This window comes from Pseudomonas sp. FBCC-B35, assembly GCF_059133755.1.
This window is the reverse complement of record NZ_CP101439.1, coordinates 3,491,653-3,513,026: the sequence shown is the minus strand read 5'-3', so window position 1 is coordinate 3,513,026 and position 21,374 is coordinate 3,491,653. Positions and strand designations below refer to the sequence as shown.

The following is a 21,374-nucleotide window of genomic DNA, read 5'->3' as shown; positions in this document are numbered from 1 at the left end:
GCTGCCGGCTCACTCGGCGATCTGCAGCTTGCGCGACTGGGTGTAGACGTAGCGCACCTTTTCATACTCGAACGGTGAGTTCATCTGCCCGTAGCGGAAGTTGGTGGTGTAGCGCTTGTCGATGACCCGCAGGCCGAAGAACTCCGGGTGCTCGCGGCTGACTTTGGCCATGTCCAGGTAATTGATCGCCTGCTCGCCGGAATAATCCACCACCAGCCCGGTGGTGTCGCGCAGGTTCGAAGGGCCCAACAGCGGCAGCATCAGGTACGGGCCTGCCGGTACGCCATAGAAGCCCAAGGTCTGGCCGAAATCCTCGCTCTGGCGCGGCAGGCCCATCTTGGTCGCCGGGTCCCACAAACCGCCTACCCCGATGATCGTGTTGAACATCAGCCGCGCTGTGATCTCGGCCGAGCGTTTGGCCTTGAGCTGCAGCACGCTGTTGAACAGGTTGGGCACGTCCCCCAGGTTGTTGAAGAAGTTGGTCACGCCACTGCGCAGAAAACGCGGGGTGACGTACTGGTAGCCATTGACCAGCGGCAGCAGCACCCATTGGTCCAGGCGGTAGTTGAAGTGATAGATGCGGCGGTTCATCGACTCGAGCGGGTCGTAGACGTTCAGCGCTTCGAGGGTCGAGCGCTCGAACTCACGCTGGTCCAGGCCCGGGTTGAATTTCAACTCGCGCAGCGGGTCGAGGAAGCCATCGGCTTCCGGTGCCAGCGGGGCGGTACCGATCACCTGCGGATCAGCCTCGATGACGCTGGCTCGGGGAGCGGTCTCGGCGGCCAGGGTATGGCCTGCGGCAAGCAGGGCCGTGGCAAAGAGCAGTTTGTTAACCACGGAAGAACTCCAGCATGGCGTCACTGTTGACGCGGTAGTTGATGTTGCCGCAATGGCCACCATGGGGATAAAGGGTCAGGCGATCACCGAACACCTTGCGCAGGAACCCGATATCGCCAGGGCCGAGAATGACATCGTCGGCATTGTGCATCACGGCGATCTTGGGGCTGTTTTGCAGGTAATCGGCCAGGGCGTACAGGCTGACCTGGTTGGTCAGCTCCAGGATGGTGCCCCCGCCAGTGCGGGCACGCCACATCGGGATTACCTGTTCGCTCATGTAACAGTCGAAATCGCACTGCAAGGCACGCTTGAAGTAGGGCGTCAGGCTCGTGCCTTCGGTGATCTTGACCTTCGGCGGGATGATCAGGCCGCGGCGGTTGATCAGGTCGGAGGTGAAGGCGATATCGGCGGCCGAGAAGCGGAACGAGGTGCCGATGAGCATGGCCATCTGCTCGTTGGACAGGTGCTGGCGCGACTGCTGGAAGTCGTACAAGAGCGCTTCGTTGAGGTCGATGAACCCCTTTTCCTGGAAGTAGCGCGTGAGTTTTTCCAGCATCAGCTCATAGAACGTGGTGCTGCGGTCGATCCCCTTGACTTGGGTCTGCACCAGCTTGTCCAGGTTGTTGATCGAGGTGTAGAGGTTCACGGGTGGGTTGAGCAGCAGCACACGCTTGAAGTTGAAGCTGCGCCGGGTTTCGTCCAGGTGGCTGACGAAGGCCGCATCGAGCGCGCCCAGGCTGTAGCCGGTCAGGTAGAACTCGGTCACCGGCAGGCGAGGGTGCTGGGCGCGGACCGATTGCATCACCCGGTACATGTCCTCGGCGTCATCCTGGCTGATGCCGGGCGTGGCGAAGCGAGACGCGGCGCTGATGAAATCGTAGCTGGTGGGCGAGGACAGCTGCACCACGTGGAAGCCGGCCTTGTAGTACAGCTTTTTCAGGTATTCGTTGATGCTGCTGCTGTAGGACGCACCGGTGCCGGCAATGATGAAGATCAAGGGGGCAGCGTGGTCCTGCTGGGCCATGCGGTACTTGAGTTTCTTGACCGCCCAGAAGTTGTCCGGCAGCGTGAATTCACGCTCCGGGCGCAAGGTGAGGCTGTAGTCGGACTGGTCGATCTCGTCATCGCTGGGCAGCATCGGGCGCTGGTCCGGCGGCGTCGTGGCGATGGTCGCCTCGAACGGGTTGGTCAGGGGGTAGCCATAGCTCGCGGCATCGATATCCCGCGCAGAAGCGGCCACAGCCATGAGCAGGCTGCCGAGAACGGCAGCGAGGCGCAAAGAACGAAGCATGTAATCCCCCAAAAGAACGCAAGGTAGCGCGTGTGCAAGCTAAGACCACATGGGCCGTGGCAAAGTTGCCGGGCGTGATGGCCTTTGGTGTGCCAGTTATCTGAACCGTGTTGCAGGCAGGTATTTTGCCTTAGACCGTGATGTAAGCGATCATTGATTTTTTGATCAATCAAGTGGGAAAAGTCAATGAGTCGCAGGCTGCCTGGCGCACTACTGCTGATGTTCGTCGGGCTCTGGCTCGCTGCCAGCTACGGCGTGCGCTATGGACTGATGGAGGACGGCCAGTGGGTGGGGTTGTGCACGGAGCCAGCCGCCTATTGGCAGTGCAAGATGCGGGCAGTGCTGGGGTTGGGCATTCACCACCAGGTCCTGGCCTGGACCGGGCTGGCCCTGGCAGCGCTTGGCTGGCTGCTACAGGGGCGGACCGGTACATGGCTGGCCGGCATTGCCCTGCTGTTCGCAGTGCCAGCATTGGTGCTGTATACCGCGAGCATCGCCGTATTCGCATTGGTCCTGGCGGGGTTGCGCCTGGTCAGGTAAACGTGCGCCCGCCAGGGGGCGCTCCGTGACGCTGACAAATAGAGGTATCAGGCGCGGCCGAGTCTCTGGCTGCGCCACAGGGCGGCGGTCATCAGCGCGCTCACTGCTGCCCAGCGCCACGCCTGCCCGCTGTTCATCCCCTCGATGAGTAGCTGGGGCAGTATGCCAAGCCCGATGATACTTGCCAGAAAGGTGGCCTCCCGTCGCCGCACTGGCACGGGCCACAGGATGAACACCAGGGCTGGCAAGGCCAGCGCGGCACTGGGGAAACTGCGGTAGCGGGGGTCGAACACCATCGCCAACGTGCTTACGGCGGCAGCAAAGCCGCCCAGCAGCAGCAACCCGCCAGCTCGCCTTTGCAGCCAGGCAGACCAGCGCCCGCGCACGCCTTGCGGCTGGGACAGGTGCAGCAGTGCCCGGGCCAGTACCAGCACGTTCAACCCCGCCAACAGCCCTGCCCACATCCATTCGGGGGCGAAACGGGCGTGGCTGCGCATCAGCTCGCCCCACAGGCCCAGGCACGCCGCACCGAACATGGCCAGTATTGGCATGGCCCACGCGCCACGGCGTGTGCGTGGCCGCCCGGCCATGCACAGCATCAGCCCCGCCAGCGCCGCGCATGCCAGCCACCATGTGGGCCAGTCGGGCAAGTTGCTGACGGGCCCTTCAAGGATGCCCTTGTCCTGCCGGTCGGCATCGTAGAGGCCCCAATACCCGCCCACGGCACCTTCGTTGGCGCGTTTCCAGGGCTGGTCGAAGGCTTCGATCAGGTTGTAGCGCCAGCCGTTGTGCTCGGCCATGGCGACGAAGCCGCGAATGAAGCGCGCTTCGTTGACCCGGCTGGGCAGGGCGGTTTCACGCTGCCTGCCTTCGCTGGGCCAGCCGGTTTCACCGATCAGGATGTCCTTGGGCGCGAAGCGCTGGCCGAATTGTCGGCGTATGTCGGCGACATGGGCCAACGCATCGTCGATGCCCCGTGGCTCGTCTTCCCAATACGGCAGCAAGTGAATGGTGAGAAAGTCTACTTCAGGCGCGATCTCGGGGTGCTGCAACCAGAACTCCCACACATCGGCGTAGGTGACCGGCACGCTTACCTGGCGCTTGACCCGCGCGATCAACTCGGCCAGTCGTTTGCCGGTGACTTCCTTGCGCAGCAAGGTCTCGTTACCCACGATGACGGCGCGGACCACATCGGGGTTGGCATTGGCGGCGGCGATCAGCAGCGCGACTTCCCGGTCGGTGTCGGCCGGGTGAGCATTGACCCAGGCCCCGAGCATCACCTTCAGTCCATGCTTGCGCGCCAGCGCTGGGATAGCCTCAAGACCGCTCATCGAATAGGTGCGGATGCACTGGAATCGCTCAGCGAGCAGGGCCAAGTCGGCATCCATGCGCGCCGGGCGCAGTTGCATGGGTTGATCGTAGGGCGACTGGTCCTTGTCGAACGGGGTATAGGATGCGCACTGCAGCTTGTGCGTGGCATTGGCGGCGTCGGGCAGGTGCACCGGTCTGCCCAGCCCGTGCCAGAGCACGCCGAGCCCGAGCAGACCGATCAGGCAAGCAAGGGTGTACAGAAGTGTCAGCAGGCGGGTGGAACTGGGCATCGGGCGGTCCATCATCGGGGGCAAAAGGGTCAATAGTAGCCCGGCGCCAAACCTTTGGCATGCAAGGATCGCGCAGGCAGGTTCATGCCGCTGCCGCTAATGGCACAGTGCTGTCGCGTATGAGCGCCTGGGCGTCGTACTTGGATCAGGTCTGGCTTGGTTGCAGGCAGATGATGGAATCTCCGAGACCTGACGAGGGAATGCTTTGATGGCTACTTCAACAAAAATGCGTCGTTTCCTGGGCGTAGGTACCGCCCTGGCACTGGCCTTGAGCGGCGCACAGGCCATGGCCAAAGAAGTCAGCATTGGTTACGTGGATGGGTGGGCAGACAGTGTGGCGACCACCAACGTGGCCGCCGAGGTGATCAAGCAGAAGCTTGGCTACGATGTGAAGCTGCAAGCCGTGGCCACGGGCATCATGTGGCAGGGCGTGGCCACCGGTAAGCTCGATGCCATGCTGTCGGCATGGCTGCCGGTGACCCACGGTGAGTACTGGACCAAGAACAAGGACAACGTGGTCGACTACGGCGCGAACTTCAAGGATGCCAAGATTGGCCTGATCGTGCCTGAGTACGTCAAGGCGGTGAGCATCGCTGACCTGAAGACCGATTCCTCGTTCAAGCAGAAAATCGTCGGCATCGATGCTGGCTCGGGTGTAATGATCAAGACCGATCAGGCGATCAAGGACTACGACCTGACCGGCTACAAGCTGCAGGCAAGTTCCGGTGCTGCAATGACCGCCGAGCTGGGCCGTGCCTACGCCAAGCAGCAATCCATCGCCGTGACCGGATGGGTACCGCACTGGATGTTCGCCAAATGGAAACTCAAGTTCCTCGAGGACCCCAAAGGCGTGTATGGCGCTGCTGAAACCGTCAATAGCATCGGCAGCAAGGAGCTGGCCACCAAGGCCCCGGAAGTGGCCGAGTTCCTGAAGAAGTTCAGCTGGCAGTCCAAGGATGAGATCGGCGAGGTGATGCTGGCTATCCAGGAAGGCGCCAAGCCCGAAGCGGCTGCCAAGGACTGGGTGGCCAAGCACCCTGAGCGCGTGAAGGACTGGACGGGCAAGTAGAACGCTGTGCGCTGATGCCCTGAAATGAAGCCGTTCGAGCCTCAAGCGTTCGAGCGGTTTCGTTGGCGTGGGAACGACCCCATTGCGCTGCGTTACGAGGCTGTCCAGTGCTCCGTGGAGCAGCCTTGGCGGGGCGCGGATCGGCCGCGATGGGCGCAAATCGGCCCAGGCGACCTCAGCCAGTCGCACATCGCCTGCTCTCACCCACATCACCGTCCATCATCCCTGCACCCCCCAGCTACACCCCCGCCGAGAGAAACTGAACCCTCACACCGACCCGCTAGCCCAACCGCTCAAGCACCCCCAGCACGCACTAACCAAATCTGCGACAATCACACCTCTTTCGAATGCCGATCACACCGCAGGCCCACCTGCATCACCGAAAAGCCCAATGACTGACCACGCCATCGACAAACTGCTGCAAAACCTCGACCACGCCATGATCGCCGACCGCCACCGCCTGCGGCGCCAGTTGCACGAACTGCGCAAGCGCCCCGACGAGGCGAAGCTGGCGCAGTGGGCTGAGCGGGTGCAGGCGTCCTGCGCCCAGGTCACCGCCCGCCAGCAGAGCGTGCCATTGGTGCGCTACGACGACAGCCTGCCCATCGCCGCCAAGCGCGACGAGATCAAAAAGGCCCTGGCCGAACACCAGGTGCTGGTCATCGCTGGCGAAACCGGCTCGGGCAAGACCACCCAGCTGCCCAAGATCTGCCTGGAACTGGGCCGTGGCAGCCATGGCCTGATCGCCCACACCCAGCCACGCCGGATCGCCGCGCGCAGTGTCGCTGCCCGGGTGGCCGAGGAGTTGGGCACGCCGTTGGGCGGCCTGGTGGGGTACCAGGTGCGCTTCGAAGACCAGAGCGGTGCCAACACACTGGTCAAACTCATGACCGACGGCATCCTGCTGGCCGAAACCCAGCACGACCGCTTCCTGGAACGCTACGACACCATCATCGTCGACGAAGCCCACGAACGCAGCCTGAACATCGACTTCCTGCTCGGCTACCTCAAAACCCTCCTGCACCGGCGGCCCGAACTCAAGCTCATCATCACCTCGGCCACCATCGACCTGGAGCGGTTCTCCAAGCATTTCGACAACGCGCCCATCATCGAGGTGTCCGGCCGTACCTTCCCGGTGGAAACCTGGTACCGCCCGCTGACCAGCGAACAGGACGAGGAGGGCAACCCGATCGAGGACGACCTCACCGTCGACCAGGCTATCCTCGCCACCCTCGACGAACTGGCCCAGCACGAGCGCGGCCAGGGCAAGGGCCCGGGGGATGTGCTGATCTTCCTGCCCGGTGAGCGCGAAATCCGCGACGCCGCCGAGATTCTGCGCAAGGCGCAGCTGCGCCATACCGAAATCCTGCCCCTGTACGCGCGCCTGTCGCCAGCCGAGCAGCAACGGATCTTCCAGCCCCATGCCGGGCGGCGTGTGGTGCTGGCCACTAACGTGGCCGAAACATCGCTGACGGTGCCCGGCATCCGTTATGTGATCGATACCGGTACGGCCCGCATCAGCCGCTACAGCTACCGCGCCAAGGTGCAGCGCCTGCCCATCGAAGCCGTGTCCCAGGCCAGCGCCAACCAGCGCAAGGGCCGTTGTGGACGGGTGGAGCCGGGTATCTGCGTGCGCCTGTACAGCGAAGAAGACTTCAACAGCCGGCCGGCTTTCACCGACCCCGAGATCCTGCGCACCAACCTGGCGGCCGTCATCCTGCAGATGCTGCACCTGCGCCTGGGCGCCATCGACGCGTTTCCCTTCATCGAGCCGCCAGACGGCAAGGCGATCAGCGACGGTTTCAACCTGCTGCAAGAGCTCTCGGCGGTCAACCGTGAAAACCAACTGACGCCGGTCGGGCGTCAGCTGGCGCGGCTGCCCATCGACCCGCGCCTGGGCCGTATGCTGCTCGAAGGCGCGCGCCTGGGCAGCCTGCAGGAAGTGCTGATCGTCACCAGCGCCCTGTCGGTGCAGGACCCACGCGAACGCCCCCCTGAGCGCCAGCAGGCCGCCGACCAGGCCCACGCACAATGGAAGGACGTGGATTCGGACTTCGCCGCACTGGTCAACCTGTGGCGGGGCTTCGAGGAGCAGCGCCAGGCGCTGACGGCCAACCCCTTGCGCAACTGGTGCCGCAAGCAGTTCCTCAATTACCTGCGCCTGCGCGAGTGGCGCGACGCCCATCGCCAGCTGGCGCTGATCTGCCGCGAGCTGCAACTGACGGTCAACAAGGAACCGTGCGACTACCCCAAGCTGCACAAAGCCGTACTCAGCGGCCTGCTCAGCCAGATAGGCCACAAGACCGAAGACGGTGACTACCAAGGCGCGCGGCAGCGCAGGTTCTGGGTGCACCCGTCATCGGGTATCGGGCGCAAGCGTCCGCAGTGGGTCATGGCGGCCGAACTGGTGGAAACCACCAAGCTTTATGCCCGCGTGGTCGCGCGCATCGAGCCGGACTGGATCGAGCCGCTGGCCGGCCATCTGATCAAGAAGAACCACTTCGAGCCCCATTGGGAGAAGAAGCGCGGACAGGTCGTGGCCTATGAGCAGATCACCCTGTATGGGTTGATCCTGGTCGGCCGCAGGCCGGTACACTTTGGCCCCATCGACCCGGCCACCTCCCGCGAGCTGTTCATTCGTGAAGCCCTGGTGGGCGGTGAGATCCAGTCGCGGGCCAAGTGCCTGGCGGCCAACAAGCGCCTGCTCGAAACGCTCGACGCCCTCGAGGCCAAGGCCCGCCGTCGCGATATTCTGGCCGACGAAGAAACGCTCTATGCCTTCTACGAAGCGCGTCTGCCGGCCGAGATCCACCAGACGGCCACCTTCGACAGCTGGTACCGCATGGGCAGCCAGAAAGATCCCAACCTGCTGATCATGCGCGAGGAAGACGTGCTGGCGCGCGAGGCCAGTGAGGTGACCGCCGCGCAGTACCCCGACAGCTTGCAGGTCGGCCAACTGCGCTTGCCGTTGACCTACCACTTCGAGCCCAATCACCCCCGTGACGGCGTGACCGTGCGGGTGCCGGCACCCCTGTTGCCGAGCCTGCCGGGCGAGCGCCTGGAGTGGCTGGTGCCGGGCCTGCTCGAGGCCAAGTGCGTGGCGCTGATTCGCAACTTGCCCAAGGCCCTGCGCAAGAACTTCGTGCCGGTGCCGGACTTCGTCAAGGCCGCCTTGGCCCGCATGACGTTTGGCCAAGGCGCGTTGCCCCAGGCCTTGGGCCATGAACTGCTGCGCATGACCGGTGCGCGCGTGCCCGATGACGCCTGGGACGAGTCGGTCAGCCTGGTTGAAGGTCACCTGCGCATGAACATCGAGGTGGTCGACGGGCAGGGCAAGTTCCTGGGTGAAGGGCGTGACCTGGCTGAGCTTACGGCGCGGTTCGCCGCTGCCAGCCAGGCAGCCCTGGCGGTGCCAGGCGATGCCAAGAGCGAGCAGCCGGTGCAGGCCAAGGCCTTCAGCGAAGTGAAGCCCACGGCGCAGCAAAAGATCGCAGGGCTGTCGATGACGGTTTACCCGGCACTGGTCGAGGATAACGGCACGGTGCGTGAAGGCCGCTTCTCGACCCAGGCCGAGGCCGACTTCCAGCACCGCCGCGCCTTGCAGCGCCTGCTGTTGCAACAGCTGGCCGAGCCGGCCAAGTTCCTGCGTGGCAAACTGCCTGGCCTGACTGAACTGGGGCTGTTGTACCGCGACATGGGCCGGGTCGACGCGCTGGTCGAGGACATTCTGCTGGCAAGCCTGGACAGTTGCATCCTCGACGGTGAGCCGGTATTGCCCCGTGAAGGTGCCGCGCTGGCGGCGCTGGCCGAACGCAAGCGGGGCAGCTGGGCCGAACATGCCGAGCGCCTGGCGCGGCAAACCCTCGAGGTGCTGAAGCTGTGGCACGGGTTGCAGAAACGCTTCAAGGGCAAGATCGACCTGAGCCAGGCCGTGGCCCTGAACGATATCAAGCAGCAGTTGGGCAACCTTGTGTACCCCGGCTTTGTGCGCGAAACGCCGGCGGTATGGTTCAAGGAACTGCCACGCTACCTCAGGGCCATCGAGCTGCGCCTGGAGAAGTTGGGTTCTCAGGTGCAGAAGGACCGGGTATGGAGTGGCGAACTGGCCAATCTGTGGGCGCAGTACAAGGCCCGTGCCGACAAACATGCTCAGGAAGGCAAGCGCGACGAGCAACTGGCCCTGTACCGCTGGTGGCTGGAAGAATACCGCGTGTCGCTGTTCGCCCAGCAGTTGGGCACAAAAGTGCCGATTTCAGACAAGCGATTGAGCAAGCAGTGGAGCCTGGTGGAAGGCTAAACTCACACAGTTGTGGCACTATTGAGACAATTTCAGGCCGCTTGGCGGCCCAGTGCGGGCAGCCCTGCTTCGCTTGTCCATTCACCGTTCGCGGGGTGATGGCTTAAGTGAGACGGGCTACTGTCAAACGAGGGCTTGGCCCTCGTCGTGAAGTTAGTACTAAAGTGCCACTAATCCAGTGTATTTCCAGCCAGCGCCGGGTGGCGATGGCCCACGAACAGAGGAACGACCGTGCATAATGTCGTGATCAGCGGCACCGGCCTGTACACCCCGGCCCAGAGCATCTCCAACGAAGAACTGGTAGCGTCCTTCAACACCTGGTCGCAGCAATTCAATCAGGACAACGCCCAGGCCATCGAGCGTGGCGAGGTCGAAGCCGCACCGCTGTCCGATGCGGCGTTCATCGAAAAGGCCTCCGGTATCAAGAGCCGCTTCGTCATGGACAAGGCCGGCATCCTCGACCCGCAGCGCATGAAACCGCGCCTGCCAGAGCGCGCCAACGACGAACCCTCCGTGCTGTGCGAAATGGCCGTGGCAGCGGCACGTCAGGCGCTGGAGCGCGCTGGCCGCAGCGCGGCCGATGTGGACGGGGTCATCGTCGCCTGCTCCAACTTGCAGCGCCCGTACCCGGCCATTGCCATCGAAGTGCAGCAGGCGCTGGGCATCCAGGGGTTTGCGTTCGACATGAACGTGGCCTGTTCGTCAGCCACCTTCGGCATCCAGACCGCCGCCAACAGCGTGGCGCTGGGGCAGGCGCGGGCCGTGCTCATGGTCAACCCCGAAGTGTGCACCGGCCACCTTAACTTCCGCGACCGTGACAGCCACTTCATCTTTGGCGATGCGGCGACTGCGGTGCTGCTCGAACGCGCCGATCGAGCCACATCGGTGCACCAGTTCGACGTGGTCAGCAGCAAGCTGTGGACGGAGTTTTCCAACAACATCCGCAACAACTTCGGTTTCCTCAACCGCGCAGCGGAGGAGGGCGAGGGCGCCGCAGACAAGCTGTTCATCCAGGAAGGCCGCAAGGTGTTCCGCGAGGTGTGCCCGAAAGTGGCGGAGCTGGTAGGCGAGCATTTGCAGGAAAACGGCCTTCAGCCCAGCGACGTGGCGCGCTTCTGGCTGCACCAGGCCAACCTCAGCATGAACCACCTGATCGTCAAGAAGCTGCTGGGGCGCGAAGTGAGTGAACAGGAAGCACCGGTGATCCTGGACCGCTACGCCAACACCAGTTCGGCAGGGTCGGTCATTGCCTTCCACTTGTATCAAGATGACTTGCCGCAAGGTGCGTTGGGGGTGCTTAGCTCGTTCGGGGCGGGGTATTCGATTGGCAGCGTGATCTTGCGCAAACGCTAAGCCGGCAAGGCGGGCGATGCCCGCATAAACGCGCAAACGGCCGGATGGGGGCGGCCGTTTGCAGCTTGGCGATGCTTAGAACTTGGCTTCCAGGTCCACCTGCAGCGTATCCACATCGGCGTTGCTGTTGGGCAGGTTGGAGTAGTCGGTTTTGGCCATCATGTAGGCCGCACCGAGTGCGAAGTTCTTGTCGATCTCGTAGCCAACCTTGAACTTGTGGCCGCGCGAACCGGTGAAGCCGTTGCCGAAGTCCGAGTCTGTGAACAGGCTCACGACGCCATTGCGCTGCACGTCGCGGTAGTTGTAGTCCAGGCTCCATGCCCCGATCTTGCTCTTCAGACCCGCCAGCCAGGCCTTGTCCTGACCATCGGTGCTCTCGGTGTTCTTCACGAATTGGCCATAGGCCGACAGCGGGATGGCGAAGCCGGTGAAGTCCACCTGGCCAAAACCTTCGACCAGGTTGAATTCGTCGGTGGTGTTGCCCAGCGAGCGCAGGGCCGCAGATGACTTGTCGTTGTCGTAGCCGTACACGCTGCCGCCCACCGTGACCTTGACGGTATCGGCTGCGTTGAACTTGGTCCCAAGCTGCGCGGCGTAGAGCTGTGCATCGTGCTTGAACTGCACGCCGTCGCCGTCGACGTTGTCCTTGAGGTTGTAGTGGCCAATGCTGCCGAACACTTCGGCAGGGCCCAGGTTGGTCTTGTAGGTGGCGGCTACGCCTTCAGGGTTGATGTCGCTGTCCCAGATGATGTCGCCCATGCTCACCCAGGGCTGCATCATCTTGCCGCCGATCAGGTGCAGGTTCGGCACGGCAGTGGGGTGCCAGTCGAGGTAGGCCAGGTCGACCCACAGCGATTTCTTCTCGAAGTAGTTGTCCAGGCTCTGGTTGGTCGAACGTGCATCGGCGCTGCTGCCGGTGGCTACCCGTACCCCGGCGTCTACTTGCGGGTTGATTTCGCTGTAGAAACCGACGCGGGCACGCACACGTTCCCGGTCCTGGTTGCCACTGCGGGAAATCGGGTTGTCCACGTTGACGTCTTCATACCGCAGGCGCACGTCGCCTTTGATCTGAGTCTTCGCTGCCCAGGCTACTTTCTGCTCGAACGAACTCATGCGCTCGGACTGGGCTTTCTGAGCGGCCTTTTCCTTGGTTTCCTGGGCCAGGTCAGCCTGCAGCTCGCTGTATTGCGCCTGATTGATCGAGCCATTGGCGCGGAGCATTTCGAGCAGCTTGGCGTCAACGGCCGCACTGGCCGGAGTGGTGCTCATGGCCAGCACCATGCCGGTCAGGCTTGCTCCGGTAAGTGTAGAAACAAGACGCATACGGTTCTCCCTACTGAATAAGATGGGGGACGCCGAGCGCCCGCCCCTGTGTTGGCACGTCTCCGAAAGGGCCTGAATAGACAGGTTCTGTGGTTCCGGAAAACAGGCGCAAGTATTGCGGGGGCGAGTGACAGATTAATGTCGGAATAGTGGCACTGTTGTGAAGTGAAGGCCGCCAGGCGATCGTCATTTGAGTCCGGCGCCCGGCTTGGTAATACTGGGGGCCTTGATGCCGCGAGCCGACCCTGTGACCAGTCTGTATAGCCTTGCTCATTTACGTGATATGCCAGCCGCCACCTGGGACGCCTTGGTCCCTGCGGGCCAGCCGTTTCTCAGCCATGCCTTTCTCAGTGCGATGGAAGACAGTGGCAGTGTCGCGCGCACCACCGGATGGGCGGCCGAACACCTGGTGCTTGAGCATGAGGGCAAGGTGCAAGCGCTGCTGCCGGGTTACCGCAAGTGGCATTCGTACGGTGAGTACGTGTTCGATCATGGTTGGGCGGACGCCTGCGAACGGGCGGGCATCGCGTACTATCCCAAATGGCTGGGGGCCGTGCCGTTCAGCCCGGTCAGTGGCCCGCGCTTGCTGACGGCCGATCCGGCAGCCGGGCACTTGTTACTGCAAGCCTTGCCCGAGTACCTGAGCAAAGCCGCCCTGTCCGGCGCCCACATCAACTTCACCGAGCCTGCGTTGGATGTACAGATGGCGCGTCTGCCGGGCTGGATGGAGCGCCTGGGTTGCCAGTTTCACTGGCAGAACCGCGGCTATCGCGATTTTCAGGATTTTCTCGACACCCTCAGTTCGCGCAAGCGCAAGCAGATGCGCAAGGAGCGTGAGCAGGTGGCGGGGCAGGGCATCGATTTTCGCTGGTATCGCGGTGACGAACTGGACGAAGCCCAATGGGATTTCGTCTACCTGTGCTACGCCAACACCTACGCCGTGCGCGGCCGGGCGCCTTACCTGACCCGCGAGTTCTTTAGCCTGCTGGCCGAGCGCATGCCCCACGCCCTGCGCGTGGTAATGGCCCGCCAGGCCGGGCGAGACGTGGCAATGGCACTGAGCCTGGTAGGTGGCGACAGCTTCTTTGGCCGTTACTGGGGCTGCCTGGCCGAATTCGATCGCCTGCATTTCGAGACGTGCTTCTACCAAGGTATGGACTTCGCCATTGCCCATGGGCTGCAACGTTTCGATGCTGGCGCCCAGGGTGAGCACAAGCTGATCCGCGGGTTCGAGCCGGTGATCACCCGGTCGTGGCATTACCTGCTGCATCCCGGGTTGCGTACGGCGGTGGCCGATTTTCTGCTCCAGGAGCGTGAAGGGGTGATGGCGTATGCTGCGCAGGCACGGGAGATGTTGCCTTATCGCCGGAACGAGGGGCATTGAGCCAGACACAGTCCCAGTGTGGGTAATCGCTCACTCGCGTTACCAGGCCAGCGCGGATCGGGTTGGCAATGATGTAGCGAGCGAGGCTGCGCATTTGTTCGTCACGGCGCAGGGCGCGGTCATGGAAGCCAGGCTGCCAGATCCGCTGGTGCTCGGCGCCTTGCCTGTAAAGCGCGCAACTGCTGCGTGATTTGAACTCACGCATCAGTTCGCCGAGGCTGCAGTGGCCGAGCGTGATTAGCCAGTGCAGGTGATCGGGCATCAGTACCCAGGCGAGGCTTTGACACTGACGGTGCGTAGCGGTGAGTCGCAATTGTTGGATCACGGCCCTGGCGTAGCACAAGTGTTTGAAGAGTGGGGTACGGTTTCGGGTGACGGTGGTCAGCAGGTATAAACGCCCAGGTTCGGAGAACCTGCCCAGACGTAAGCGATGAGAACCTCGGCCTATCATGGCTACCCCCTTGCGTAGTCATTTCAAGGGTAGCTGGCCATTGAAGTGGGCAGAGTGAGACAGTTTTACAGCTTATGACTTGGGGCCGCTTTGCGGCCCATCGCGGCGCAAGGCCGCTCCTACCCGGAAGTTCGCTAGCTTCTAAGTCGGCGCAGGCAGTTGCTCTTTGAAGAGTTGCTCAGCTACATGACACCTGAAGGCCAGCACTATCAGAGTGGGGCCGCTTTGCGGCCCATCGCGGCCGGTCCGGCGCCCCGGCAAGGCCGCTCCTACCCGGAAGTTTGCTAGCTTCCAAGTCGGCGCAAGCAGTTGCTCTTTGAAGAATTGCTCACCTTCATGACACCCGAAGGCCAGCGCTATCAGGGGTGGGACCGGCCGCGATGGGCCGCGCAGCGGCCCTGGGTTTTGAGCAGGCGCGAGGTTTCATCTCCCTCCTCAAGCCTGAAACCTCAAAGCCGGGGCCTCACCTAATCAACCCCCACAAACCCACCTGTCTGATGCTGCCAAAGCCGCGCATACAACCCCCGCTGCTCCAGCAACTCGGCATGGCTGCCCACTTCCACGATGCGACCTTTGTCCAGCACTACCAGCCGGTCCATGCGGGCAATGGTGGAAAGCCGGTGGGCGATGGCGATCACGGTCTTGCCCTGCATCAGCGTTTCCAGGCTCTCCTGAATCGCCGCTTCCACCTCCGAATCCAGCGCCGATGTGGCCTCATCCATGATCAGAATCGGCGCGTTCTTCAGCAGCACCCGGGCAATCGCGATGCGCTGGCGCTGGCCGCCGGACAATTTCACCCCACGCTCACCCACATGCGCATCTAGGCCGGTACGGCCCTGGGCGTCCGACAAGTGAGGGATGAACTCATCGGCGCGGGCGCGGCGCACCGCTTCCTGCAACTGGGCGTCAGTCGCATCCGGACGGCCGTACAGCAGGTTCTCGCGGATCGAACGGTGCAGCAACGATGTGTCCTGGGTAATCATGCCGATCTGCGCACGCAGGCTTGCCTGGCTCACCTGCGCAATGTCCTGGTCATCGATCAGAATCTGCCCACCCTGCACGTCGTACAGACGCAACAGCAAATTCACCAGGGTCGATTTCCCGGCACCCGACGGCCCAATCAACCCGATCTTTTCCCCGGGCCTGATCGCCAAGTTCAGCCCCTCGATCACATTCCTCGCCTCCCCATAATGAAAGCGCACGTTCTCGAACCGCACGGCGCCCTGGGTGACCTTCAAGGCCGGGGCAGCAGGGCGGTCGGTGACGGTGACGGGCTGGGCGATGGTCTGCAGGCCATCCTGCACCATGCCAATGTTCTCGAAAATGCCGTTGACCACCCACATGATCCACCCCGACATGTTCACGATGCGGATGACCAAACCCGTCGCCAAGGCAATGGCCCCCACCGTGATCAGCGACTGGCTCCACAGCCACAGGGCGAGCCCGGTAGTGCCGACGACCAGCAAGCCGTTCAACGTTGTGATGACCACGTCCATGCTGGTGATCACCCGCGAAGCCAACTGGGTTTTCTCGGTCTGCTCGCTGATGGCCTCGCGGGCGTACTGCTGTTCGTGATCGGTATGGGCGAAGAGCTTGAGCGTGGCAATGTTGGTATAGCCATCGACGATGCGGCCCATCAACTTGGAGCGGGCCTCGGACGACACCACCGAGCGCGCTTTGACGCGTGGCACGAAATACGCCAAGGCAGCAATGAAACACACGATCCAGATCACCAAGGGCAACATCAACCGCCAATCAGCCTCGGCAAACAACACCAGCGACGTGATGGCATAGATCAGCACATGCCATAACGCATCCACCGCCTGCACCGCCGAGTCGCGCAGCGAGTTGCCGGTCTGCATGATGCGCTGGGCGATGCGCCCGGCGAAGTCGCTCTGGAAGAAGTTCAGGCTCTGTTTGAGCACGTAGCTGTGGTTCTGCCAGCGGATCATGCTGGTCATGCCCGGGTTGATGGCCTGGTGTACCAGCAGGTCATGCAACCCGAAGAACAACGGACGCAGCAACAGCACCACCACCAGCATCCAGATCAACTCGGCGCTGTGCTCGCTGAAAATACGGGCGTTGGGCGCGCCCTGGGCCAGGTCGATGATGCGGCTCAGGAAGCTGAACATGGCCACTTCGATCAACGAAGCGATCAGCCCAACCACCAGCAAGGCCAGAAAGCTCGGCCATACCTGGCGCAGATAATAGATATAGAACGCCCATACGCCGCTGGGCGGCGCTTCACTGGGGGCGTCGCGGAAGATGTCGATCAGTTGCTCGAAACGACGGTACAGCATCAGCGTTGAAACTCCTGTTCAACCGACCGGTAATCGGGTCACGTCCCTGTGAGACCCGTGATCAATCGATGCGTTTAGCCGACTTGATGAACACCGGGTCGGCAGGCACGTCACGCATGCCTTTCTTGACGGTGGTGGGCGAATTGACGATCTGGTCGACCACTTCCATGCCCTTGGTTACCTTGCCGAACACGGCATAACCCGCGTCCCGGCCTGGGTTGAGGAAATCGTTGTCGGCCACGTTGATGAAGAACTGGCTGGTGGCCGAGTTCGGGTTCGAGGTGCGGGCCATGGCCAGGGTGCCGCGGGTGTTTTGCAGGCCATTGCTGGCTTCGTTGGGGATCGGGTCCTTGGTGCCCTTTTGCACCATCTGTTCAGTGAAACCGCCGCCTTGCACCATGAAGCCCGGAATTACCCGGTGGAAGAGGGTGTTGTTGTAGAAGCCGCTGTCCACGTACTGCAGGAAGTTCTTGGTGCTGACAGGTGCCTTCTCTGCATTGAGCTCGATTTCCACCTGGCCGAAGCTGGTGTCCAGCACAACGTGCGGTGTCTTGTCGGAAGCCATGACACTGGTGGCGAACGCGACGGAACAGGCGGTAAGCAGCAGTTTTTTCAGCATGGGCGCAAAGGTCCTTCAAAGTGGAGGCGGCGGCTTTCGAGGGCCGCCGGTACGGTGGATACATCGCAATGAACAAGGGCAATAGCGTGCCGTGAATCTTCGACGTCTGCCAGTGCTGGTTGCGGGCCGAGCACAAGCGCAGCGTTTGAACGTGTGTCAGGGCCTGGTCGCAAGGTGTTGCACCCCGCTCAGACAGCCAGCCGGTGCCGGCGTTCGCAGCCGGCCCTGGCCATCACCCTCACGCCTGGGCCGGGGCTGCGAAGGGCACATCCAACGGCGCCGTGTCAAAGTTGCGCAGCAGGTCGATCAGGATCTGCGTGGCCGGGCCCAAGGACTTCTCCTTGCTCGCGTAAAGATAGAACAGCGGATGGCGGCTACCGCCCTGGTCCAGCGGCAGCGGTTTGAGCACACCGTCACGCAGCTCGCGCTCGATCATATGCCGCGGCAACCACGCAAAGCCCAGCCCGCTGCTGACGAAGGTGGCAGCCGTACCCAGGCTGCCGACCGTCCAGCGCTGTTCGGCGCCAAGCCAGCCCACATCGCGTGGCTGAGCGCGGCCCGAATCTCGAATCACCACCTGCAATTGGCTTTCAAGGTCCTGGAACGTCAACTCGCGTCCCAGCCGGTGCAGGCTGTGGTCTGGATGAGCCACGGCCACGAACTCCACCGCGCTCAACTCCGCGCCTAGGTAGCCGCCAATGCTGTAGCTGCTGATGGCAAGATCGGCGATGCCTTCGAGCATCACCTCCTCGACCCCGGACAGCACCTCCTCGCGCAGGCGCACGCGACAGCCGCGGCTTTGCGGCATGAAGGCGGCCAGGGCACGTACCAAGCGCGCGCTGGGGTAGGCCGCATCGACTACAAGGCGCACCTCGGCTTCCCAACCCTGTTCCATGTGGTGCGCCAGGTCTTCCAATTGGCTGGCCTGCTTGACCAGATGCCGCGAGCGGCGCAGCAGCACGCTGCCTGCCTCGGTCAGCACCGCCTTGCGGCCGTCGATGCGCAGCAACGGCACACCCAACTGTTCCTGCATGCGCGCCACGGTATAACTGACCGATGACTGTGATCGGTGCAGCACCTCGGCAGCCTGGGCAAAGCCGCCGTGATCGACTACAGCTTGCAAGGTCCGCCATTGATCCAGCGTCACGCGCGGCGCTTTCATGTCCTGCTCCTGTTGGCCTAAGCTGCGCTCTACACAAGGAGAACGCCCATGAAGAACTATTGTGCGGCATTGTTGCTATGCCTGCCGGTGACCGCTTTTGCCTATCCCATCGACATGGAAAAACACATGGACGGGGTAAAGGTCGACGCCACTGCCTACGACACGGCCTATGACCTGGGCGCCATTACCTTGGAGAACTACGGCCAGGTGCCCGCCGCCTGCAAGGTGACCTTTCGCAACGGTCCTGAAGCCCCGCGGGTGCGCCGGATAAATGTGCCGGCCGGCAAACGCGCCGACGTCACCGCCAAGTTCACCCGTCAGATCATCAAGCTGCGCGTCACCGTGAACTGCGCGGCTGAATAAACTAATTAATCGATAAATCGTACCGACTATTTACGCTTTTTCATCGATAGGTCAAGCGCTAACCTTCCTCCATCGCATTTATCCCAGCCCAATGGAGGCCGTCATGTCCCACGTTCTGATCGTCGAAAGCAGTGCACGCCAGCAGGATTCGATTTCCCGCCAATTGACCCGGGACTTCACCGCCCAGTGGCGTGCCGCTCACCCGACCGACCAGATTACCGTGCGTGACGTGGCGGCCAACCCGGTGCCGCACCCGGACGCCGACCTGCTCGGCGGCTGGATGAACCCGCAAGACCAGCGCAGTGCAACACAGCTCCAAGCCCTGGAGCGCTCCAACCAGCTGACCGACGAATTGCTGGCAGCCGATGTGCTGGTGCTGGCGGCGCCCATGTATAACTTCACCATACCCAGCACCCTCAAGGCCTGGCTGGACCATGTGCTGCGCGCCGGGATCACCTTCAAGTACACGCCCACCGGCCCTCAGGGCCTGTTGAATGGCAAGCGCGCCATCGTACTGACAGCGCGCGGCGGCATCCATGCAGGGGCTGGTAGCGACCACCAGGAGCCCTACCTGCGGCAGGTGCTGGGCTTCATTGGCATTCACGACGTGACATTCATTCATGCCGAGGGCCTGAACATGAGCGGGGATTTCCATGAAAAGGGCCTGAACCAGGCCAGGGCAACCCTGGCTTCGGTAGCCTGACTGCAGCGAATCTCACCCCGGGCACCTGTATCAGCGCTTGTGGGTGACCGCTTCATTCGAGCTTCGCAGCGCGTTCAACTCAATACATACCCCACCGGCAACAGCGCTGGCGGCAGCGGCGTCTGCCCCAGTGCGGCCAATACATCACGCTCCACCGTTCGCACCATGGCATCGGTAGGCAGGTCGTTCTCGTCGCGGCCGAACGGGTCTTCCAACTCGTTGCCAATGGCATCGAGCCCAAAGAAGGTGTACCCCACGATGGTCGTGAACAGCGGTGCCAGCCAGCCTAGCGGTTCGGCCAGGGCGAACGGCAGCAACAGGCAGAAGATGTAGATGGTGCGGTGCAGCAGCAAGGTATAGGGGAAGGGCAACGGCGTGCCCTTGATCCGCTCGCAGGTGGCCTGAACCTCCCCAAGGCCCGCCAACCGCTGCGCCAGGAGGTTGTAGCGCCACTCGGACAAGCCCTGCTGCTCGGTCAGCCGCGAACACTGCTCGCCCAGTTGCAGGACGATGCCGTTACACACGTTGTGAGGGCTGACCGCCTCGGCATTCCCCAGCCAGGGCCGCGCGGCAGCCAGGTCGTCTTCGTCTCGCAGCCTGGCATTGAGCGCCTGTGCGAACCCGCACAGGCTGCGCAGCATCTCGGCGCGTAGCGCGGCATCGGCGATCACCACGCTTTCGCGAGTGAACGACCGAATCTCGACGATCAACTTGCCCCAGGCCTTGCGGCCCTCCCACCAACGGTCGTAACACGCGTTGTTGCGAAAGCTCATGAAAATCGACAGCGACAAGCCGAGCAAGGTGAACGGCGTAGCGCTGACCGGATAGAAGAACGCTGGGTAATGCCGTTCGACCAGGACGATGACCGCCGCCAGCAGTGTGACCATCAGGCAGCGCAGGGCGATCTGTTTGATGATCGACCCTTTGAGGGTGAACAGCACTCGCAGCACACCCTGGGTGGGATGAACGATCATGGCAATCCAGAGACGGCGGGTCAGCCGCCGGTCATGTTCATGAAGCGCAGGATTTGAACGTCGCCGCCCACCTCGAAGTGATGGCGATACGGCTTGAGGTGCAACGAGTCACGAATGGCTTTTTCCAGCCGTTCAGCGTTGCCGGGGTGGGCACGCAGCACGTGCTTGAGGTCGACCGAGTGCTCATTGCCCAGGCACAACAACAAGCGCCCCTCTACGGTGAGACGTACGCGGTTGCAGGTGGCGCAGAAATTGTGGCTGTGGGGCGAAATGAACCCCACCCGGGTTTGCGGGGCATCGGCCAGGCGCCAGTACCGCGCAGGGCCCTGCGAAGATTCGGTCGACTCCACCAGGCTGAACTGCTCGGCCAGCGTCGCGCGTACCTCATCGCTTGAGAAAAACGACTCTTCACGGGCGTGCTCGCTGATCTGTCCCAGCGGCATCTCCTCGATGAAGGTGATGTCCAGTTCGCGATCGATCGCAAAGCGCACCAGGTCGACGAGTTCGTCGTCATTGCGCCCTTTGAGTACCACGCAGTTGAGTTTGGTCCGGCGAAAGCCGGCTTTACGTGCAGCATCGATGCCGGCGATCACCTGGTGCAGGTCGCCGGTGCGGGTCAGTTGCTTGAACCGGTCGGCATCCAGGCTGTCGAGGCTGATGTTCAGCCGCGTCACCCCCGCATCGAAGAGCGGTTGCGCCAGGCGCCCCAGCTGCGAGCCGTTGCTGGTCAGGCACAGCTCGCGCAGCCCCGGCAGGGCAGCGATGCGCCCGCACAGGTCGACGATGCCTTGGCGTACCAGCGGCTCGCCCCCGGTCAGACGAATCTTGCGGGTGCCCAGCGCCACGAAACGCTCGGCTACCTGGAACAGTTCTTCAAGGCTCAGGATCTGCTGGCGGGGCAGAAACTGCATGTCCTCGGCCATGCAGTACACGCAACGGAAGTCGCAGCGGTCTGTGACCGACATCCGCAGGTAGTCGATTTTCCGGTTGAAGCCGTCGATCAGTGCCCGGCTGCTCTGTTCCACGTACGCGCTCGAATCAGGGAGGTTGGCCTCCAAGCTAGCGCCTGGTGGGGCGGGCCGTCAAATGGCTTTGACCGACCGACCG

At 62.7% G+C, this 21,374-nt stretch carries 16 protein-coding genes and 1 pseudogene; 7 read left to right on the top strand and 10 right to left on the bottom strand.

What is annotated here, in order from left to right:
- Positions 1 to 9: 9 nt before the first annotated feature.
- On the bottom strand, positions 10 to 837 hold the full coding sequence (locus tag NMB38_RS15925; RefSeq protein ID WP_027915796.1) for an MlaA family lipoprotein: 828 nt from the start codon (positions 835 to 837) through the stop codon (positions 10 to 12).
- Positions 830 to 2,128, bottom strand: a complete 1,299-nt coding sequence (locus NMB38_RS15920; protein ID WP_027915797.1) for a serine/threonine protein kinase — start codon at positions 2,126 to 2,128, stop codon at positions 830 to 832. The genes NMB38_RS15925 and NMB38_RS15920 overlap by 8 nt, the downstream gene beginning before the upstream one ends.
- A 186-nt stretch (positions 2,129 to 2,314) precedes the next feature.
- Here NMB38_RS15920 and NMB38_RS15915 point away from each other — a divergent pair, with 186 nt between their 5' ends.
- Positions 2,315 to 2,668, top strand: coding sequence for a hypothetical protein (locus NMB38_RS15915; RefSeq protein WP_027915798.1), 354 nt, complete (start codon positions 2,315 to 2,317; stop codon positions 2,666 to 2,668).
- Between the two features lie 47 nt (positions 2,669 to 2,715).
- Here the strand turns inward: NMB38_RS15915 and NMB38_RS15910 are convergent, their stop codons facing one another.
- The gene (locus NMB38_RS15910; protein WP_027915799.1) at positions 2,716 to 4,281 is read right to left on the bottom strand and encodes a glycoside hydrolase family 17 protein; all 1,566 of its coding nucleotides are present in this window, start codon (positions 4,279 to 4,281) and stop codon (positions 2,716 to 2,718) included.
- 196 nt (positions 4,282 to 4,477) lie between these two features.
- Between NMB38_RS15910 and NMB38_RS15905 the strand changes: the two genes are divergently transcribed.
- The 3 genes from NMB38_RS15905 (at position 4,478) to NMB38_RS15895 (ending at position 10,988) form a co-directional block, all read left to right on the top strand.
- Positions 4,478 to 5,338, top strand: a complete 861-nt coding sequence (locus tag NMB38_RS15905; RefSeq protein ID WP_027915800.1) for a glycine betaine ABC transporter substrate-binding protein — start codon at positions 4,478 to 4,480, stop codon at positions 5,336 to 5,338.
- Between the two features lie 391 nt (positions 5,339 to 5,729).
- On the top strand, positions 5,730 to 9,635 hold the full coding sequence (gene hrpA / locus NMB38_RS15900; protein ID WP_494354836.1) for an ATP-dependent RNA helicase HrpA: 3,906 nt from the start codon (positions 5,730 to 5,732) through the stop codon (positions 9,633 to 9,635).
- A gap of 231 nt (positions 9,636 to 9,866) precedes the next feature.
- A complete protein-coding gene (locus tag NMB38_RS15895; RefSeq protein ID WP_059183708.1) occupies positions 9,867 to 10,988 on the top strand; it encodes a beta-ketoacyl-ACP synthase III in 1,122 nt (373 codons plus the stop codon).
- Between the two features lie 75 nt (positions 10,989 to 11,063).
- Here NMB38_RS15895 and NMB38_RS15890 read toward each other — a convergent pair whose 3' ends face one another.
- Entirely contained in the window at positions 11,064 to 12,311 is a 1,248-nt protein-coding gene (locus tag NMB38_RS15890) for a putative porin (RefSeq protein WP_027915803.1), read from the bottom strand.
- Between the two features lie 247 nt (positions 12,312 to 12,558).
- On the opposite strand from NMB38_RS15890, the gene NMB38_RS15885 reads away from it, so the two are divergent.
- Positions 12,559 to 13,695 carry a GNAT family N-acetyltransferase gene (locus NMB38_RS15885; protein WP_049695598.1) on the top strand — a complete coding sequence of 379 codons (1,137 nt, stop codon included), beginning with the start codon at positions 12,559 to 12,561 and terminating at the stop codon, positions 13,693 to 13,695.
- On the opposite strand, the pseudogene NMB38_RS15880 reads toward NMB38_RS15885, so the two are convergent.
- From NMB38_RS15880 to NMB38_RS15865, 4 genes and pseudogenes are all read right to left on the bottom strand, one after another.
- Positions 13,694 to 14,146, bottom strand: a pseudogene (locus tag NMB38_RS15880) (REP-associated tyrosine transposase); the annotation flags it as partial. The gene NMB38_RS15885 and the pseudogene NMB38_RS15880 overlap by 2 nt on opposite strands.
- Before the next feature lie 467 nt (positions 14,147 to 14,613).
- Positions 14,614 to 16,446 (bottom strand): ABC transporter ATP-binding protein, encoded by a 1,833-nt coding sequence (locus NMB38_RS15875; RefSeq protein WP_125922395.1) that lies wholly within the window; start codon positions 16,444 to 16,446, stop codon positions 14,614 to 14,616.
- Between the two features lie 61 nt (positions 16,447 to 16,507).
- On the bottom strand, positions 16,508 to 17,065 hold the full coding sequence (locus NMB38_RS15870) for a peptidylprolyl isomerase (protein WP_027915806.1): 558 nt from the start codon (positions 17,063 to 17,065) through the stop codon (positions 16,508 to 16,510).
- A gap of 238 nt (positions 17,066 to 17,303) precedes the next feature.
- The gene (locus NMB38_RS15865) at positions 17,304 to 18,227 is read right to left on the bottom strand and encodes a LysR family transcriptional regulator (protein WP_027915807.1); all 924 of its coding nucleotides are present in this window, start codon (positions 18,225 to 18,227) and stop codon (positions 17,304 to 17,306) included.
- 48 nt (positions 18,228 to 18,275) lie between these two features.
- Here NMB38_RS15865 and NMB38_RS15860 point away from each other — a divergent pair, with 48 nt between their 5' ends.
- Positions 18,276 to 18,590 carry a hypothetical protein gene (locus tag NMB38_RS15860; protein ID WP_027915808.1) on the top strand — a complete coding sequence of 105 codons (315 nt, stop codon included), beginning with the start codon at positions 18,276 to 18,278 and terminating at the stop codon, positions 18,588 to 18,590.
- Positions 18,591 to 18,693: 103 nt separating this feature from the next.
- Positions 18,694 to 19,293 carry an FMN-dependent NADH-azoreductase gene (locus tag NMB38_RS15855; RefSeq protein WP_494354835.1) on the top strand — a complete coding sequence of 200 codons (600 nt, stop codon included), beginning with the start codon at positions 18,694 to 18,696 and terminating at the stop codon, positions 19,291 to 19,293.
- 74 nt (positions 19,294 to 19,367) lie between these two features.
- Here the strand turns inward: NMB38_RS15855 and NMB38_RS15850 are convergent, their stop codons facing one another.
- Entirely contained in the window at positions 19,368 to 20,267 is a 900-nt protein-coding gene (locus NMB38_RS15850; protein ID WP_494354834.1) for a bestrophin family protein, read from the bottom strand.
- Positions 20,268 to 20,287: 20 nt separating this feature from the next.
- Positions 20,288 to 21,292 carry a GTP 3',8-cyclase MoaA gene (gene moaA, locus NMB38_RS15845; protein ID WP_027915811.1) on the bottom strand — a complete coding sequence of 335 codons (1,005 nt, stop codon included), beginning with the start codon at positions 21,290 to 21,292 and terminating at the stop codon, positions 20,288 to 20,290.
- Positions 21,293 to 21,374: the final 82 nt, after the last annotated feature.

Excerpts from the sequence above, each read along its gene's own strand:
- NMB38_RS15920 (WP_027915797.1), bottom strand. The coding sequence starts at position 2,128 with ATGCTTCGTTCTTTGCGCCTCGCTGCCGTTCTCGGCAGCCTGCTCATG.
- NMB38_RS15915 (WP_027915798.1), top strand. The coding sequence starts at position 2,315 with ATGAGTCGCAGGCTGCCTGGCGCACTACTGCTGATGTTCGTCGGGCTC.
- NMB38_RS15910 (WP_027915799.1), bottom strand. The coding sequence starts at position 4,281 with ATGGACCGCCCGATGCCCAGTTCCACCCGCCTGCTGACACTTCTGTAC.
- NMB38_RS15905 (WP_027915800.1), top strand. The coding sequence starts at position 4,478 with ATGGCTACTTCAACAAAAATGCGTCGTTTCCTGGGCGTAGGTACCGCC.
- hrpA (WP_494354836.1), top strand. The coding sequence starts at position 5,730 with ATGACTGACCACGCCATCGACAAACTGCTGCAAAACCTCGACCACGCC.
- NMB38_RS15890 (WP_027915803.1), bottom strand. The coding sequence starts at position 12,311 with ATGCGTCTTGTTTCTACACTTACCGGAGCAAGCCTGACCGGCATGGTG.
- NMB38_RS15875 (WP_125922395.1), bottom strand. The coding sequence starts at position 16,446 with ATGCTGTACCGTCGTTTCGAGCAACTGATCGACATCTTCCGCGACGCC.
- NMB38_RS15870 (WP_027915806.1), bottom strand. The coding sequence starts at position 17,065 with ATGCTGAAAAAACTGCTGCTTACCGCCTGTTCCGTCGCGTTCGCCACC.
- NMB38_RS15865 (WP_027915807.1), bottom strand. The coding sequence starts at position 18,227 with ATGAAAGCGCCGCGCGTGACGCTGGATCAATGGCGGACCTTGCAAGCT.
- NMB38_RS15860 (WP_027915808.1), top strand. The coding sequence starts at position 18,276 with ATGAAGAACTATTGTGCGGCATTGTTGCTATGCCTGCCGGTGACCGCT.
- NMB38_RS15855 (WP_494354835.1), top strand. The coding sequence starts at position 18,694 with ATGTCCCACGTTCTGATCGTCGAAAGCAGTGCACGCCAGCAGGATTCG.
- NMB38_RS15850 (WP_494354834.1), bottom strand. The coding sequence starts at position 20,267 with ATGATCGTTCATCCCACCCAGGGTGTGCTGCGAGTGCTGTTCACCCTC.